Annotated in this window: 17 protein-coding genes and 1 pseudogene; 8 read left to right on the top strand and 10 right to left on the bottom strand. The window is 42.7% G+C overall.

Annotated elements, in window-relative coordinates:
* Positions 1–156: 156 nt before the first annotated feature.
* Both DH10bf12_RS09420 and DH10bf12_RS09415 read right to left on the bottom strand, forming a co-directional pair.
* Positions 157–1,467 (bottom strand): DUF4179 domain-containing protein, encoded by a 1,311-nt coding sequence (locus DH10bf12_RS09420; protein WP_471735072.1) that lies wholly within the window; start codon positions 1,465–1,467, stop codon positions 157–159.
* On the bottom strand, positions 1,454–1,978 hold the full coding sequence (locus tag DH10bf12_RS09415; RefSeq protein WP_471735071.1) for a sigma-70 family RNA polymerase sigma factor: 525 nt from the start codon (positions 1,976–1,978) through the stop codon (positions 1,454–1,456). Before DH10bf12_RS09415 ends, DH10bf12_RS09420 begins: the two co-directional genes overlap by 14 nt.
* Positions 1,979–2,126: 148 nt before the next feature.
* Between DH10bf12_RS09415 and DH10bf12_RS09410 the strand changes: the two genes are divergently transcribed.
* The 5 genes from DH10bf12_RS09410 (at position 2,127) to DH10bf12_RS09390 (ending at position 6,013) form a co-directional block, all read left to right on the top strand.
* Positions 2,127–2,639, top strand: a complete 513-nt coding sequence (locus tag DH10bf12_RS09410; protein WP_471735070.1) for a DUF4178 domain-containing protein — start codon at positions 2,127–2,129, stop codon at positions 2,637–2,639.
* Positions 2,640–2,659: 20 nt separating this feature from the next.
* Positions 2,660–3,325 (top strand): PspA/IM30 family protein, encoded by a 666-nt coding sequence (locus DH10bf12_RS09405; protein ID WP_039807952.1) that lies wholly within the window; start codon positions 2,660–2,662, stop codon positions 3,323–3,325.
* A 92-nt stretch (positions 3,326–3,417) separates the two neighbouring features.
* Positions 3,418–4,005 (top strand): DUF4247 domain-containing protein, encoded by a 588-nt coding sequence (locus DH10bf12_RS09400; RefSeq protein WP_471735069.1) that lies wholly within the window; start codon positions 3,418–3,420, stop codon positions 4,003–4,005.
* A 26-nt stretch (positions 4,006–4,031) separates the two neighbouring features.
* Complete coding sequence (locus DH10bf12_RS09395; protein ID WP_471735068.1) at positions 4,032–4,427, top strand: DUF350 domain-containing protein; 396 nt, start codon at positions 4,032–4,034, stop codon at positions 4,425–4,427.
* Positions 4,428–4,450: 23 nt separating this feature from the next.
* Positions 4,451–6,013 carry a polyamine aminopropyltransferase gene (locus DH10bf12_RS09390; protein ID WP_471735067.1) on the top strand — a complete coding sequence of 521 codons (1,563 nt, stop codon included), beginning with the start codon at positions 4,451–4,453 and terminating at the stop codon, positions 6,011–6,013.
* Positions 6,014–6,058: 45 nt separating this feature from the next.
* On the opposite strand, the gene DH10bf12_RS09385 is transcribed toward DH10bf12_RS09390, so the two are convergent.
* Positions 6,059–8,488 (bottom strand): S8 family serine peptidase, encoded by a 2,430-nt coding sequence (locus tag DH10bf12_RS09385; RefSeq protein WP_471735066.1) that lies wholly within the window; start codon positions 8,486–8,488, stop codon positions 6,059–6,061.
* 321 nt (positions 8,489–8,809) lie between these two features.
* Between DH10bf12_RS09385 and DH10bf12_RS09380 the strand changes: the two genes are divergently transcribed.
* On the top strand, positions 8,810–9,202 hold the full coding sequence (locus tag DH10bf12_RS09380; protein WP_471735065.1) for an S-Ena type endospore appendage: 393 nt from the start codon (positions 8,810–8,812) through the stop codon (positions 9,200–9,202).
* Between the two features lie 57 nt (positions 9,203–9,259).
* Here the strand turns inward: DH10bf12_RS09380 and DH10bf12_RS09375 are convergent, their stop codons facing one another.
* Positions 9,260–9,976: a YebC/PmpR family DNA-binding transcriptional regulator gene (locus tag DH10bf12_RS09375; protein WP_471735064.1), complete on the bottom strand. Its 717-nt coding sequence runs from the start codon at positions 9,974–9,976 to the stop codon at positions 9,260–9,262.
* A gap of 178 nt (positions 9,977–10,154) precedes the next feature.
* Here DH10bf12_RS09375 and DH10bf12_RS09370 point away from each other — a divergent pair.
* Positions 10,155–10,891, top strand: a pseudogene (locus DH10bf12_RS09370) (SDR family NAD(P)-dependent oxidoreductase).
* 433 nt (positions 10,892–11,324) lie between these two features.
* Here DH10bf12_RS09370 and DH10bf12_RS09365 read toward each other — a convergent pair.
* From DH10bf12_RS09365 to DH10bf12_RS09345, 5 genes are all read right to left on the bottom strand, one after another.
* Complete coding sequence (locus DH10bf12_RS09365; protein ID WP_471735063.1) at positions 11,325–11,603, bottom strand: hypothetical protein; 279 nt, start codon at positions 11,601–11,603, stop codon at positions 11,325–11,327.
* Positions 11,604–11,664: 61 nt separating this feature from the next.
* Positions 11,665–12,162 carry a DoxX family protein gene (locus DH10bf12_RS09360; RefSeq protein WP_471735062.1) on the bottom strand — a complete coding sequence of 166 codons (498 nt, stop codon included), beginning with the start codon at positions 12,160–12,162 and terminating at the stop codon, positions 11,665–11,667.
* A gap of 172 nt (positions 12,163–12,334) precedes the next feature.
* On the bottom strand, positions 12,335–13,159 hold the full coding sequence (locus DH10bf12_RS09355) for an NAD(P)H-hydrate dehydratase (protein WP_471735061.1): 825 nt from the start codon (positions 13,157–13,159) through the stop codon (positions 12,335–12,337).
* Positions 13,160–13,173: 14 nt separating this feature from the next.
* Entirely contained in the window at positions 13,174–13,917 is a 744-nt protein-coding gene (locus DH10bf12_RS09350) for a YqcI/YcgG family protein (RefSeq protein ID WP_471735060.1), read from the bottom strand.
* 110 nt (positions 13,918–14,027) lie between these two features.
* On the bottom strand, positions 14,028–15,458 hold the full coding sequence (locus DH10bf12_RS09345) for a DHA2 family efflux MFS transporter permease subunit (RefSeq protein ID WP_471735059.1): 1,431 nt from the start codon (positions 15,456–15,458) through the stop codon (positions 14,028–14,030).
* A 135-nt stretch (positions 15,459–15,593) separates the two neighbouring features.
* On the opposite strand from DH10bf12_RS09345, the gene DH10bf12_RS09340 reads away from it, so the two are divergent.
* On the top strand, positions 15,594–16,037 hold the full coding sequence (locus DH10bf12_RS09340) for a MarR family winged helix-turn-helix transcriptional regulator (protein WP_471735058.1): 444 nt from the start codon (positions 15,594–15,596) through the stop codon (positions 16,035–16,037).
* Positions 16,038–16,233: 196 nt separating this feature from the next.
* Here DH10bf12_RS09340 and DH10bf12_RS09335 read toward each other — a convergent pair whose 3' ends face one another.
* Entirely contained in the window at positions 16,234–17,013 is a 780-nt protein-coding gene (locus DH10bf12_RS09335; protein ID WP_471735057.1) for a Cof-type HAD-IIB family hydrolase, read from the bottom strand.
* Positions 17,014–17,047: the final 34 nt, after the last annotated feature.

The raw sequence follows: 17,047 nt of genomic DNA, 5'->3' as shown, positions 1-17,047 counted from the left end.
AGATTGTCAGTACGTTCAATCATTACGGAAGTTGATACAAATAACTCAGGCGATGAGCCAATTAATCTCAAACACCTCCACTTTCAATTACCATATCACTGAATCACCTATGAAACTCTCTCTATATTCTCCCCTCAAAACATTAGAACACCTGGGTCAATCATAGATACGAATCACTTCATCAGATTCAATCCATTCCGGATAAAACTCAAACTCAAGAGTCAATGGGTTTTTATAACTGCTATTTTCAAATGAAAAGTCCATCATTGATATCCCATCATATGAACGGTATCCTGCTGATGGGATAGGAACTGTTTTCCCCTCAGCATCCGATGCCTCACTAAATAAACTATATCCAAAGTCTGGTCTGTTTATCTCAAGCTCAAGCCCAAGGCGATCAATAGATGTAAAGGTGATACCCGAATCATCCGGTGCTGAAATCACTTTCCCTGTGTCAGTATCAACGGTCACAGTTTCATGTTCCCGGTCAACTGTCTGCACTCTTCCAATAATTAGTGAAAGTTCTTCAGGCATATCAAAATAGCTGCTTTCAAAATAAACCGTTCTTGCCTCAGCATTACCGGTCGAGGTAAGTCCGTTTGCTGATTGCTTCCACTCATCCCCGCTCTCATCAGTCATCTTCATCGCTTCATAAGTCAGGATTTTCTTGTCATTGGAAGGATCAGGAATCAGTTCGACACTGGCTCTGATTGGCGAAATATTCACTTCATTAATCAAGAGTGCCTGACCTTCGATACTGACGGTTCTGTTAAGCTGATACGTTTCAGTTTCTGCTTTTTCAGTGGATAAAGTAATCGGGATTTCTATTTCACCTTCAAACACATGTTGATTTTGCCTGTCACCGAAAACCACAGTCAGCTCTCTTCCCGGAGAATAACCATCTTCGAAGAAGAAGTTAGCTGATCCTGTAAGAACTGTACTTTCAGGGTCTGCATCCAGATCAGAACCTGTTGAATAAGATGCATCTACACTTTCACCCTTTTCGTCAAGTAAGTCACTCACTGCAAAAAATGGATCTCTTACCGGTTCAGGAAGTTCCACTGTGTAAAATATGACGAGCCCCTGCTCATCCTGTATAACAGAGTCCACGGTGATGACCACACCGTCTCTGGAACGGCTGACACCGATCGCTTCCATATAATCATTTTCAACTGCTGATTGAAGACCTCTATCATGACGGATTAATTCTACAATTCTATCCATTCCCGGGATGGTTGCAATATGTCCAGCCATCACAGAAGATACTCTTACTGTCATAACAAACGAGAGCACCATTACTGCTGCAACAGCTAGTGGTATAAGCCATTTAGTAGGATTGGGTTTATTTTTCAACTTTGCTTTTTTGATACCTTTTAAAATTGCATCATCCAGCTCTATTTCCGGCACAGGCTGCTGATCAATTTTCCTCTGATAATCTTTTAATTTATCTTCTTCATTTTGATACACGGGTATGCTCCCCCTTCTCAAACCACCGTTTAAGGCTCGCTAGTGTCTTATAGAGCTTTGTTTTAACAGTTCCTTCAGGCATATTTAGTGCATGTGCTACCTGTGTAATGGTCATATCCTGAAAATACTTCATCTGGATCAACTCTCTAGCTTCCGGATCTAAACTTTCAAGTGCTTCGGCTGTTTCAATAAAAGAATCTTTATCTTCAGAAGTTATTTCAAATTCTCGAAAAAGTTGTGTAGTGATTCTTTTCTTCTTTTTCAGCTCATCCTGACAGACATTGATGATGATTCTAACCATCCAGCTTTTAGCATAAGCAGGCTGCTTTAGTGTTTGAATTGATTTGTAAGCCCGGTAAGCAGTCTCTTGAACAGCTTCAATTGCATCATGTTCATTTTTCAGATAAGCATAGGCTGTTCTATATAAGTCCGTTTTATATGTTTTCATCAGCACGACAAATGCATCTTCATCTCCGCTGATGGCATCAGATGCGATTTTCTCAAGATCCATCTGTCTCCCCCTTTAATTCTCTATCTATATATTAGAAGATTGAACAAATAAAAAAGTTTTAATTATTTTATTCAGATGAAACCTTTTATCTTTTCTCACGTATAAGGTATTGTAACAGGAAAGACGTATAAAAAAGGATGATGAACAGATGAGCTTTTTTAAGCGGCTGTTTGGCGGTAAAACAGATTCGCGTCCGGAAGTTACGGACAGAACCGTTCATAACCTGAAAGTCGGTGACATTGTCACATATGATCTTCAGGATTATGAAGTAGTCGGCAAGCTATCATACAATGACCATGGCTTTAAATGGTCTGCCTATCAGCTTCAGGGTGTGCAGGAAGTAATCTGGCTTGGCGTGGAAATGGATGATGAGCTTGAGCTGGGTATTTACAAGAAGTCTACACTGAAGCTTCAGGAGCCTCTGCCTAAAGAAGTTGAGTATGAGGGTACAATGTATTACCTTGATGAAACCGGCTCAGCAATCGTTAAGGGCGAAGGCAGAAGTCAAAATGTGGACGGCGTAAAATGCAAATACGCTGAATACTATGATGAAGATGATGAAAAGGCGCTGTCAGTTGAGATCTGGGGCGGCGATGTAGAAGCAAGTACAGGATATAGTATAGAAGAATATGAACTAAAAATTATTGCAGGATCACACTAATTTAACTGGAGGAATGACAAATGTTTCAATTTTTTAAACGCGTTAAAACAGTTGTAGGTTCAGAATTAAATTCAATGCTGGATAAGGCTGAAGATCCGGTAAAAATGCTTGATCAGTTTATGCGTGAAATGGAAGCTGATATCCGCGAAGTTGAAACTGCAGTTGCAAAGCAGATCGCCAGCGAAAAAATGCTTCAAAAGAAGGTTGAAGACGCAGAAAGCATGATGAAAAAGCGTGAAGAGCAGGCTATGAAAGCAATTGAATCAGGCAATGAAGACCTTGCACGCCGCGCGCTTGAAGATAAAAAGAACCACGCAGACCAGGCTGCTTCTCTTGAGGATTCATATGCAAGAGCGAAAGAGGATGTTGCAGGTCTTAGAACAAAGCTTGATGAAATGAAGAAAGAATATAACGAAATGAAACTGAAAAAAGATTCACTGAAAGCACGTGCAGAATCAGCAAAAACACGCACAAAGATGAATCGCACACTTTCAGGTATCAATAATGATGCTTCACGCGGCGGTTTCGAACGTATGGAAGAAAAAGTGATGCAGTTTGAGGCGGAAGCGGAAACAAGCGAAGACCTTCGCCAGTCTAATCGCAGCCTCGATGACGAATTCGATGCGCTTGATAATAGCGTTGATGATGAGCTTGCTGCTCTGAAAAAGAAAATGGGTAAAGAGTAATAAAGCCAGGGCCGGTGTGACAGTATTTGTCACCATGGCCCTTCTTTTGGTGTCATACGGATATAAATTCACCCGGAAAGGACGGTGAGAATATGAAACGATCGATCATGTCAGTCATGATTATTACTGTCATGCTGTTTATTGCTGCATGCGGAAACAGTGGCGGCTCTATTTTTAAGGATGGCATTGAAGATTATATCAGCACTACATATACCTTATACGATACAGTAGAAAGCGCAGAGAACAGCGACCGATATGCGCGAATTTATCAGGCGGACAATACAGATCTCGCCTCAGTTTCTGATGAGCTTCAAAACCATGAAACTCCTGATGAAATGAGTGACATCAATAACGGAAAACAGATTTTCATCTTTGATAATGTGTTTGTGACACTGACTGAGTCAGAAGATGATCCGGGCAACACGATGATTGAAGTTGCAGAAGAAGAATTTGCCCGTAACAACTATGGTCCAAGCTTCTTTGAAGGTTATCTGCTTGCAAGTCTGATCTCAAATCTATTTGGTAACAACTGGTATGACTCGCGCAACAGACAGTGTAACCTGAACCCTGAGCGTTGTTATGGCGGCTATAATTCAGCAGGTTCTTATGTAGGTAAAAATTCTACACCAACCATTCGCAGTTCAAGTAACCGTGGTGGCGGGATTGGATCTGGAAAATAATACTCATTCTGAGAGGAGCAAATGAAATGGAACCATTTTTATTAACGATTATGTATTTTGCAATTGCAATTGTCGTCATCCTGATTGGGGTTGCAGTATTTGAACTGATTACAACGAAATATAAGGACTGGGATGAAATCCTTGCAGGAAATAAAGCAGTGGCATTATCGATCAGCGGTAAGATTATCGGTATCAGTATTATTCTTGCTTTTGCGATCTATCACAGCTTTGCAGTATGGGAAACACTCGTCTGGGGCGGACTTGGCGTAGTATTACAGATGATTGGTTATTTACTTTTCGAAGCATTCACACGTAAATTCTCTGTTGAAGAACAGCTTCAAAAAGGTAACCTGGCAGTCGGCATTATCAGCTTTGGTGTGTCAGTTGGACTTGCATTTGTAATTGGTGCTTCAATTACATAATTAAAACGGTTAGGAGCTTCACCATGAAGACGACGAATGATCTGGGCATCAAACAGAGTAAGGCGATCTACTGGGCTTCAGGAATCGTTTCGATATGCGGGATTATATTTGAAGTATTATTTGGAGCTGCAGGCTCTTATATTCTGGGAGATGGTGTGAAGCAATATACGCTCACCATCTCACTTTTTTTAACTGGAATGGGTATTGGTGCTTCAATCAGTGAACGTGTTACCCGCAATCTGATCCCCTCTTTTATCTGGATCGAATATGCAATCGGAATCATCGGAGGATTCTCTACTTTTCTATTCTTCGGGGTCACAGCCTTTTTACCAGATGGCACTGATGCAATATTTCTATATACGATTACATTAATTGTTGGTGGATTAACAGGTATTGAACTCCCTATCTTAATCAGAAAAGCCAATGAGATCGGTGTTACGTTACGTAAAAGTACAGCACGTGTTTTATTCTCAGATTATGCGGGTGGACTAATTGGAGGATTACTCTTCGTGTTTTTCCTGCGTCCTGAATTCGGCCTTGTAAAATCAGCGTTTCTGGTAGGTTTAATTAACGTGGCAGTTGCGCTGTGGGTTCTCTTTTATTTCAGAAAAGAAATTAAGCGGTTCAGACTTCACCTTACGGCAGGCATTGGATTTTTCCTTGTTCTCTTTTCCGGTATTTTCTGGGGCGAGGAAATGGCCTTTTCTTTTGAACAGAAATTGTACCGCGACCCGATCATCTATCATGAACAGACAGATTATCAGCAGATTATTCTTACAAAAGAGCGCGGTGATGTCAGACTGTTTTTAGATGGTCAGCTTCAGATGAGCTCAACAGATGAATACCGTTATCACGAAACACTCGTCCTCCCTGCCGTTGAAGCCGCTGATTCACCTGAAAATGTGCTGGTGCTCGGTGGCGGTGATGGACTCGTTCTACGTGAGCTCTGGAAATATAATGAGGTTGAATCAGTAGATTTAGTAGATCTCGATCCTGCAGTAGTTGATCTTGCAGAGACGAATTATGATCTGCTTCAGCTAAATGAAGATTCTTTTAGTGATCCCCGTGTAACGGTTCATCATGAAGATGCATTTTCCTTTATGGAACAGAGTAACGAATTTTACGATGTAATTATCGTTGATCTGCCTGATCCGAATAATGAGTCACTTAATAAGCTGTATACACTTCAGTTTTACCAGCTGCTCCGCAACTCCCTTGTACCAGGCGGAGCGATGATGATTCAGGCGACGAGTCCGACTTTTGCAACTGAAGTATACTGGACAATCGATCATACAGTCAGAGAAACCGGGCTGCATGCTGAGAATCTTCATGTGGATGTACCGAGCTTCGGTGACTGGGGCTTCGTTTTTGCAGAACGTGAGGATTCAGGGGTTTTGGATGACATGACTTTCAATGTTGAGACTGAGTTTTTAAATGAAGAAACCTTACAAAGTTTAAGGACTTTTGGGAAAGATATTGACCGTGATATCACAGATAACCGTGGAAATGCTTTTGACTATCAGCCTAATACATTAATTGATCCGATTTTGCTCGAGATGTATGATAGGGCATGGACCAATTATTAAGAAAAGCGCGTTAAAGTTTGGACTCTGACGCGCTTTTTAACATTCTTATTGAACCTGGAAGTTTGTTCCTGCAAGGTCTGTTTTGCCTTTTAACGTTGCATAAGCATATACATTATAGTACTTACCTGCCTCAAGCTTCTCTCCATTTACTTTACCATCCCATGCAAATGCCTGGAATCCTGGTTCTACATTCTCAACTACCGAAATGTCACCAAGGTAAGCTACTGGCGCACCAGCTTCATTTGATGTATAAACAAACAGTTCCACTGTCTCTGCACCACCTGGGAAGTATCCTTCAATCGTGAATGCATCACCATCCTGATAGACACCCATGCTTGTTACACGAGGATAATCCGGTTCGCCTACAAATAGGATTGTTGGTACGTCTACTGTCTGCTCACCGTTTGATACCGTAATGCTGCCTTCATAATAACCAGCGTCAAGCTTAGAAGCATCAACCTGAACGTTCAGGTTTACTTTCTTAGAGCTGTTCGCATTTACTTTTGTATTACCGCTTGCCATAACTTTGATTGCATTGTTGTTTTCACCAAAGTCTACATCAAACGAATAGTCCACTCTCTTGTCAGAAAGGTTCTTCACTTCAAAGTGGTTCTTCTCAACCTGTTTACCATTTGACTTAACGAACTTACCAAATGAATGGCTGCCATTTCCTACAAGGATATCAGTTGCAATCGCATCAGCGACACGGATGCTTCCTGCTCCCTGAGAGTTATGTGCATATGGTTCACCAGTTGTCGGGTCAATCACTTCAGCAGCTGTGTTCATCAGTGCTGCCTTAACGTCATCTACTGACCAGTCAGGGTTCGCCTGAAGGACTAGTGCTGCTGCTCCCGCTACGTGCGGTGCTGCCATACTTGTACCCTGAAGTGCTGCATAGCCGTGTGGCGCTGCCGGGTTATGAGTTGGGATTGTGCTGACGATATTCACACCAGGTGCTGATACGTCAGGCTTGATCATCCATGTGTCTACTACTGGTCCTCGAGATGAGAATCCAGCCATTGACTCGCCTACTTCACGATCAAATGCTGTGTTAAATGTAACCGTGTTATTTCCTGCTTCAAGCTCCGCAAGCATTTTCTGTCCATCTGCATTACTCATTTTAATCGTTGGAAGAGAAATGCCCGGAATATCAGGCTGCTCGCCTTCAACGTTGTTAAAGATAATTGCGCCGACTGCACCCGCAGCTTTTGCATTATCCGATTTTTCAACAAATGGATAGGCCCCACGCTGAATCAGCGCAATTTTACCTTCAAGATTTTTACCTTCAAAGTCAGCCGGACCACCAAGTCCAACATATACAAACTCTAACTCCTGTCCATCTAATCCAAGGATCGCTTCATCAGATGGGAAGCCCATCACTTTAGCTGATGGATATTCTGCATCTCCAGCAGTATCTACTGATGCAGTAAATAAGTTGTAAGGAAGCTGTGTTGCGCCAACTGAGATCGCTTCACGTGATGTACCAGGTGAACCGACAGTCCAGTTGTTTGGACCACTGTTTCCGTTAGACGTAACTGCAACTACGCCTTCTTCCATTGCCCAGTCAAGTGCGATAGAAGTTGCCCAGTCAGGTGCATTCAAAGAATTACCTAATGAAAGGTTCATAATGTCTGCTCCGTCCTGGACAGACCTTTCAATACCTGCTACTACATTTTCAGTTGAACCGCTTCCGCCAGGTCCAAGCACGCGGTATGCAAGAAGCGTAGCATCAGGTGCCACACCCTTGATTGCGCCGTTAGCAGCAACCGTTCCAGCTACGTGAGATCCGTGAAGCGTTGATGCACCACGAGGGTCTCCAGCTGGTGTTTCCTGTGGATCTTCATCATTGTCTACAAAGTCATAACCCTTGTATTCGCCAAATGCATGCGCAAGATCCGGGTGAGTGTAATCTACACCAGTATCAATGACAGCAACCGTAACACCTTCACCGGTAAACCCTTCAGCCCATGCTTCGTCAGAACCGATAAACGGTGCGCTGTCGAACATTTCAGCTTTCAGGTCATCCTGTGAAACCGGTGTTGCTTCATCAACCACCGATGCTGTGTATGTAACGTTTGGATAGACTGCTTTAACACCTTCAACAGATAGTAAAGCCGGTACATCCTTTTCAGATAGCTCTAAAGAGAATCCTGAAAATACCGTATCGTATTCTTTATGAACTTCTGCTCCTGAAATTTTATCAAGCACATCAGACTTAACTGCCGCGCGTTTGTTTTTCAGGTTTCCTTTTGATTGTGATACGCCTTTTGACTTTGCTTCTGCAATGGAAGGCTCTTCTAATTCAACAATAACTGTTGTCTCTTTACCGGACTGAAAGTTAAAGTCTCCTTTAAGCTGAGCGAGGCTGTCTGCATCTTTTGGCGCCTGATTCGCTCCGGCCCCCATGCCGAATGCTGATAATAATAAAAGCAGCACCAATGTTGAAATGAGTGATTTTGCCGATCTCTTTTTCATCCTTTTTCCCCTTTCAAATGTTTTACAGTGAAACTTTTATCATCCACTCCTTCCATATTTTAAAAATATCGAACATATATAATATTCAGACATTTAAGGATATTTTCCTAGAGTTGATTTTCTTATTTTTCCAATAAATTTTATGTGATATATTACTCATGTCTTTTTTCTTATATAAGACATTAGACACAATATACCTGCCTGCCGTATAGATAAATAGTTCGTTTCCCTAGATTGTTTCTCATAGTGTTTCGCCTCTTTTAACAGAAGCCCTGTCCGAACTCTATTAATTTCATATTCTATTATCAGGAGGTGAAAAGAATGACTTGTAAAAACCACCATAAACAGCCACTTGGTTCAATTGGAAAATGTGACTGTCACTGTCCTAAACGTCCGCACCCTGACAAACACGTACTGATGCTGTTTGAAAACTGTGCACCCTTTGCCGGAAACAAATATACACCATACAACACGATCTATGACACTCAGCCGGACTCTCTACCAGTTACAATTGCTGGAACAATTGAAAACTTTAGTACGGACGCAATCATCGTGACTATCTTCCGAAAAGGTTATGACCAGGTTGTCACTACTGTACAGGGCGGATCTTCTCTGACTTTCGTCTACGATAAAGTGCTCCGTATTACGGTAAACGCCTGCCAAGAATACACCGGATCATTTAAGCACCAGATCACTTATGAAGTAGAGAAGTAATAACAGACTGCCACACTCAAAAAGACGGACGACCTTAGTGGTCGTCCGTCCCTCCATTTAATTCATATCTACATTATGATAAACCTGCTGAACGTCCTCAAGCTCTTCAAGTACACTAAGCAGCTTTTCAATCTGCTCCTGATCCTCTTCTGATACTGCGACATCATTCTGCGCAAGCATCGTCAGTTCAGCCACTGTAAATTCAGTGATCCCATTTTCTTTTAATGCCTGCTGAACTGCATTGTACTGATCAGGTTCTGCATAAATAATGACTGTGCTTTCTTCTTCAAGTACATCACGCACATCAATATCATTCTCCATCATCAGCTCAAGAATCTCTTCTGCTGACTGATCTTCAACACCAAATACAGCAGTTGAATCAAACATATAAGATACAGATCCACTTACACCCATATTGCCGCCGTTTTTACCAAATGCAGCTCGTACTTCAGAAGCAGTACGATTCACGTTGTTTGTGAGAGCATCCACAATAATCATAGACCCTGCAGGACCAAATCCTTCATAACGCAGGCTGTCATAGTTCTCTTCGCCCCCGCCTTTTGCCTTTTCTATTGCTCTCTCAATAATGGCTTTAGGCACGTTATAAGTTTTAGCGCGGTCAAGTACCATGCGAAGTGCTGTATTAGCTTCCGGATCCGGGTCTCCCTGCTTAGCTGTTACATAAATCTCTCTTGCAAATTTGTTATATACCTGACTCGTATTTGCATCCTTAGCTGCTTTTTTCTCTTTAATATTATTCCACTTACGTCCCATATATTTCACTCTCTTTCATTCAATAACTGTCTGCCTTTTCACTATACTGATTTTACGAAAAGAAGGCAAATCACTTACCTGATTATTACAATATGAAAACAATTTACACCTTGGGAAGGAAGCTGGAAAGTTATGTCGAATGATGAAAATTGGAAGTCAATTTTAAGGAGGAAAGATGATGATTAATTTATCAGGAAAGACTGCAATTGTAACCGGTGGTGCCTCGGGAATTGGACTTGCAACAGTAGAAGCATTTGTCAAAAAAGGAATGAACGTTGTACTCGCTGACTCCAACGAAGAGGGCGGGCAGGCAGCTGCAGAAAATTTAAATCAGAAAAGGTAACATATATTCATGTCGACACCGGCAATGAAGATTCAGTCAAAAGCATGATTGAATACACGGTCAAACACTTTGGGCAGCTCGACGTCCTCGTGAACAATGCCGGGATCGGTGCACTTGCTGAAACGCACGAACTATCTACCGAGGACTATAAAAAAGTCATTGCCGTCAACCAGGACGGCGTCTTTTATGGTTCAAAATTTGCGATCAGAGAAATGCTGAAAACGGGTGGCGGATCGATCGTGAATACATCTTCCATACTTGGATTTGTCGGTCAGGCCGGAGCCTTTGCCTATAATGCAAGTAAAGGTGCAGTCAATACGCTCACCAAATCACTTGCGCTTGAATACGCAGATAAAAAAATCAGGGTAAATTCTGTTAATCCCGGCTATGTTGAATCAGGAATGGTGAATAAAGCCGCACTGGGTGATTACTACGACGGCCTCGTTGCCAGACATCCGATCGGCAGACTAGGCGTTCCAGAGGAAATTGCCCACGCCATTGTATTTTTGTGTGAGAATGAGTTTGTGACCGGGATTAATTTGCTGGTAGATGGCGGATATACTGCACAGTAATTGGAAAAGCGGAGGGCGCTTGGTCAGCTCCGACAGGCTTAAGACGCGGAGCGGAAAACGGGTGCTTTTCCCCGTTTACCGATGCGTGGCTTATGTCCCGAGGAGCTAGCGCCTGGAGCTGGACATCATAGAAAAGCGGAAGCGCCTTGTTCAGACCCGACATGCATAAGGCGGCCTGAGAGAAACGGGTGACTTTTCCCGTTTTCTCAGGTTGACTTATGACTCGAGGGTCTAGGCGCTGGAGCTGGACATAGTGGAAAAGCGGAAGACGCTCGTTCAGCTCCGACATGCTAATTGTCGCGGGGCTGAAACTGGCGTCTTTTTGTGTGACCCCAAAATTCTTTAATGTGAACTTATTTTGTCGGGAGATGACTTGAGATCTGTAGGATACGACCTGAAAGTGACTGATGCTTTTTTTCTGCTCAAACCGCTATCAATCCAGTGGCAGGAGTAATTCATGCAGCACCTGGCAACAGGGCTCGAAAAAATGAAAAGGTGATGGAATAAATGAAAAGGTGACCGAATAATTCCAATTGATGAGCCAATAATCTTTGAAAAATCCTCTCAGGCTGAATAAATGAGAAAGGTGATGGAATAACCACAATTGCTGATCGAATCCGACCCATTGCCGATAGAAAAAATACCAGACGACCACTACTGCCTGGTCTATTACCCAGCTGCCATCCTCTGCTCCCCACTTCGCTAACACCATCCCCAACACTCACAAGCAAAAAAAGCCAAAGGACCAATTCAGCCCTTCAGCTCTTCATGTGTTATGCATGTACCTCTCTTAAAGTACGTCTCGTTACTTTTTCTTTTGCCATTGGCACTGCCCATCTGTCTAAGCCAAAGCGGATTGCAGCGTATCCTGCGAACATGAGTAGAACGGCTGCTGTTAACAGTACAGGGTTTGTGCTGATCGTTCCTGCAAGCAGGAAGTTGAGGTTCATGAATGCACCTGCTATTAACGCTGGCATTGTAAGTAAGCCGACGATCAGCCCTAATCCAACAAAAAGTTCTCCCCAAGGAATTAGTATATTAAAGATTTCTGCATTTGGCAGTGCAACTGTTTCTAGGAATGTGCCGTACCAGCCTGCTACGACTGGCGCTTCGCCTCCTGCTTTAGCAATTGCCCCCTGCAGATAACCTGTCGCATCAAATTCTCCTGTGACCTTACCCCATCCTGCCTGCAACCATTGAACACCAAGCCACACTCTTAATACTGTCCAAATCCCTGCTGCTACTTTACCGTTCCACCATTTTTCACCCATTGTAAAACTCTCCTTTTGATTGTGAAACTTTTCACATGTTAGTTTAAAAAAATAAGTGCTATTGCAATTAATTAACTTTGTGAAACATTTCACATTTATTTGATACCTTTATAATAATGCATGTTTCCCAAACTTGCAATAGTTTGTTCACTATTTCACAATTTGTTCATGTTCATTTTTCGAAGTTCTTCCAGAGTTCAGGCAGAAGATCATTAATTTCATGAGCAAGCATTGTATGTGCAGACTTTGTTTTGATCCATTCATCTGCACAGGCGCCATGAAGATAGACTGCATTTAAAATTGCGTGCTTCCAATTCTCATGACAGCAGATCATCCCAGTAATCATACCGGTCAGTGTATCTCCTGTTCCACCTTTGGATAACGCACTGTTGCCGGTTGTATTTTCGTAGACGCTACCATCAGGAAATGCAGTCAGTGTCTGTTTACCTTTTAATACAACTGTAACGCCTGAATGCATCGCAAAGTCACTCAAAGTTGCATGTCTGTTCTGCTCAAGATCCTCTTTTTCACAGCCTGATATCCGAAGGAATTCACCCGGGTGTGGCGTTAAAATAGTTGGACTTTTTCTCTTTTGATAGTTGCGTTTACTAAGCGCACCGGCATCGAGTACGACTGGAAGGTCTGTTTTCAAAAAGGTGTGTACCGTATGTTCTGTTTCATCATCTGCTTCTCTTCCCGGACCGGCAGCAAGTACGCGGTATTGATCGAACGAAAGATTCTCAAGCCGCTCATAAAAACCCGGTACAAAGGTCGTTTCAGGCAGGTGCTGTATCACATACGGAATAACTGTTTCCTCTGTGCCTACCTCAAGCTTTCCTACTCCACTTCTCATACACGCAATTGCTGAAAGGACAGCAGCCCCCGGCATGAATCTGCTTCCTGCTGCAATAAGCGCTGTGCCATATGTTCCTTTGTGAGCATCTGCTAATCTCTCAGGCAGCGTTCTTTTCACATCTTTTGTATTCCACTTTTTCATCATGCCGGCTCCTTTTATGAGTGTATTTTCATTTCCTTATGCATAAATGGGCATTTACCTGTAATCGGTTCAATGTCATCACCGATAAATGACTGCTTCCATTCATTATGTTCAGGATCTCCGTAATGGCTGATATCAGGGTGCTTTGGAAGCTGGTCCCACGCCTCTACACGCTCACGTACTTTTTCACGGGACATAATACCGCCTTTTTCTGTTCCTTCAAGTCCCTGGAAAATCGCGCGCGGCTGAAATCCGAGCACCATGCTGTTCCCAAGATCTCTCGTTTTACGTTGTTTATAAGCTGGAGCATTCCCGAATACAAATATCGGTTCCCCTTTAAAATGAAAATCCCATAGAAAATGTTCAGGATCTCTAGGGTGGTCCTCAGGCCATTCAACTGTATCTTTGTCGTGAAGATACTGGATAATATCCCAGAACTGCGAACGATATTTATCGAGCTTCCCTTCTTCTTTAAAAGGCTCCACAAAAATAAACAGTCCATGCTTAATCTTCGTCGCCTCATTGAACAGTGTCAGAAATTCTCCGACTGCATCCGGTAAATTGGTCCAGTCATCCTGTGATATGTATGCATAGCGAAGTTCTCCTTTTCGCTGACCTTTCATGCCAAAATAACAGGGGAATGTCGGGTCGAGTACTGTTTTTTCAAATGTGTTATATTCTTTAATCAGCCAATCCGGCAGCTGTTCGTGATTTTCCATATCTTCTTTTGTCAGTAATCCTGAACTTTTTAATACCATTTGATTTCCTCCGTTTTATGTTGATGATTGACTTTACCCTATATTTCCAGATAAAAAACGTTTACATAACGAGAAAAAAGACAGCGCCCATCACTGAGCACTGTCTTGTTTTAAGCACGATTTTCATTTGCTATGTCACGATCAATTTCTTTTTTGGATTTAACAAAGAATGCGAGAATAAGCCCGATCAGTGCTGTAATCCCTGCCACGACAAATGACACATTAACCCCGTGTACCATGCCTTCCATCCCCTGTGATGGGATCGCTGCATTGGACATCACTGTCACAAGCAGTGCTGTACCAACTGCACCGGCAATTTGACGCATCGTGTTATTCATCGCTGTACCGTGTGGAATCAGGCGTGTCGGCAGCTGATTCAGTCCTGCAGTCGTAACCGGCATCATCACAAGTGCCAGCCCGAACATCCGGACAGCATTCACAGAAGCCAGATACGTAAAAGTTGTCTCCGTTGTCAGGTTGGTAAACATAAACGTGGTAATCGTCAGCAGTGACATGCCGGTAATCGCAAGCCATCTTGCACCAAACATATCAAACAGCTTTCCTGACACGGGATTCATCAGTCCCATAAGTACTGCGCCCGGCAGCAGCATTAAGCCGGATTCAAATGCCGTAAACCCAAGCATATTCTGCATCAATAGCGGCAGTACAACCGCTCCTCCGATCATTGCAATAAATACAACCATTCCGATAATGGTGGTGATCGTAAAGACTTTATTGCGGAATACTTTGAACTCAAGCATCGGCTGTTCAAGTTTTGACTGTCTTGTAATAAAGATTGGCAGTGCAATCAGACCAACAACCAGTGAAATCAGCACCTGAGCACTTGCCCACCCACTGTTCCCTGCAGTACTGAAAGCATACAATAATCCACCAAAACCAAGTGTGGAAAGCGCAATTGAAATTGGATCCACCTTCGGAAAAGTCTGCTTCGTTACATTTTTTAAAATAAAATAAGCAACGATGATATCAATGATCACAACCGGGAGAATAATATAAAATAAGCTTCTCCAAGGGAACTGATCTACCATCCAGCCTGATAACGTAGGTCCAATTGCGGGTGCGAATGCAATAACAAGACCGAACATGCCCATCGCCTGTCCGCGCTTTTCAATCGGGAAAATCAAAAACAAGATTGTCTGCATCAGCGGCATAATAATCCCTGCCCCGGATGCCTGTAAAACGCGGCCTGTCAGTAGGAATCCGAAGTTTGGCGCGATCGCACAGACAAGTGTTCCTAACGCGAATAATCCCATTGCTGTCAGGAATAATCTCCTCGTTGTAAATCGCTCAATTAAAAAGGCAGTGATCGGAATCATAATCCCGTTTACCAGCATAAAAATTGACTGCAGCCACTGCGCAGTAGATGCATTCAGTTGCAGATCTTCCATAATCACAGGAATTGCAGTGGCCAGAAGTGTCTGATTTAAAATTGCAACAAAAGCCCCTGAGATCAACACAATGAGCAGTGGAACCTTATTAATACCTGCCCCGGCAGCAGGCTGACTTTCTGCATGTGCCATTTCTATTTCCTTCTTTCTGTCTATTTAATTTCGTAAAACGAATCAAGTGTTTGCATTATACAACTATATGATTGTATCATACAACTAATAGGTGGCAAGAAACTTGCTTAAATCGATATGAAGGCGGTATTTCACATGAAAGAAGAATCATCAGCACAAATCGAGCTGGAAATGGCGGTTCTCTCCAGAAGAATCGCCTCAGTGTCCAGAAGCAAACGGGAAGAAAATCTCGTCAGGGCAGCTTATCTCCTTTTATTCCAGATCTCAACGTATGGTCCTGCAGGAGTAAAAGGGCTCGCTGAAGAACTTCAGCTCGATATCTCCACTGTCAGCAGACAGGCTGCATCTCTTGATCAAAAGGGTTATATCAAGAAAGTACCCCACCCAAAGGACAAACGATCCTATTTATATGAAATTACTAAAGCCGGTCAGCGTGAAATGTTGGAATATCAAAAGATTAGAAAAGAAAAAGTCGATGAACTACTTTTTGACTGGACAGATGATGAACGCGAGCAATTTGGGCGTCTGCTGAAAAAGTTTAATGAGTCAGTGAAGTTGTATTGGTCGGGTGAGGAGTGAGGTTGTTTGTTCGGTTCGGAGTATAATGTCGGGTGTTCGGAGATAACATGGGATGGTTCTTAGAACACACCGCATTATTCTTAGAAAAACACCTGACTTTCGTAGAAAAAGTGCGCTCGTTCGTAGAATCATGTAAAAAGGCCTACCTCCCGCACATATAAAAAAACATCCGGCGCCCAAGGCCCCGGATGTTTTTTTACTTAATCAGTTTTGCCATCTTCAATCCGTGCAGAATACCATCTTCCTCCACAGATTTTGTCACGTATTTGGCAGATTGTTTCACTTCATCTAACGCGTTCCCCATCGCAAAGCTGTTCTCTACTGCAGACAGCATTTCGATATCATTCAGGCCGTCTCCGAATGCATATTGGCGCGCTGGCGGATAGCCTAACTGTTCAACCATTTTAGCAATTCCCTGCGCCTTTGAACCACCCTTTGGCAGAATATCAACTGAGTATGCATGCCATCTGATAAAGTCAAAGTCTTTAAAAGTTTCCCGATACTGTTCCTCTTCTCCACGTTCACAGAATAAGAGCGATTGATAGAGTGGGCGATCTATATGGTAATCAGGGTCATGTGTCGGTTCCATACCGATTTTTAATGTCCCGATACTTTCTTCTATATAGGCATGCTGACGTACGTTGGCTTTCATATCCTCGTGATCCATGTATACGACCGGATGTTCATTTTCAACCGCAGTTGCAGTCAGCTTTTCCAATGCATCTGCGTTGAGAGGATTTGCAAATATCACTTCATCATTTAACACAACATATTGACCGTTATAGCTGATAAATGAGCGGATACCAAGTTCCTGTCTCAGATTTTCATACATAAATGGTGCACGCCCTGTAGCGATTGCGACTTCATGACCGAGTTCCTGCAGTTTAACGATTGCCTCTTTTGTTGAAGCAGGCAGTTTTTTATCCTGGTTGAGTAATGTTCCGTCGATATCGAAGAAAATTATACTTTTTTCCATTATTCATCCTACCTTTTTTAGTTTGTATATACAG

It is taken from the genome of Jeotgalibacillus sp. 10bf12 (genome assembly GCF_055597105.1).
This window is presented reverse-complemented; position numbering and strand designations above follow the sequence as displayed.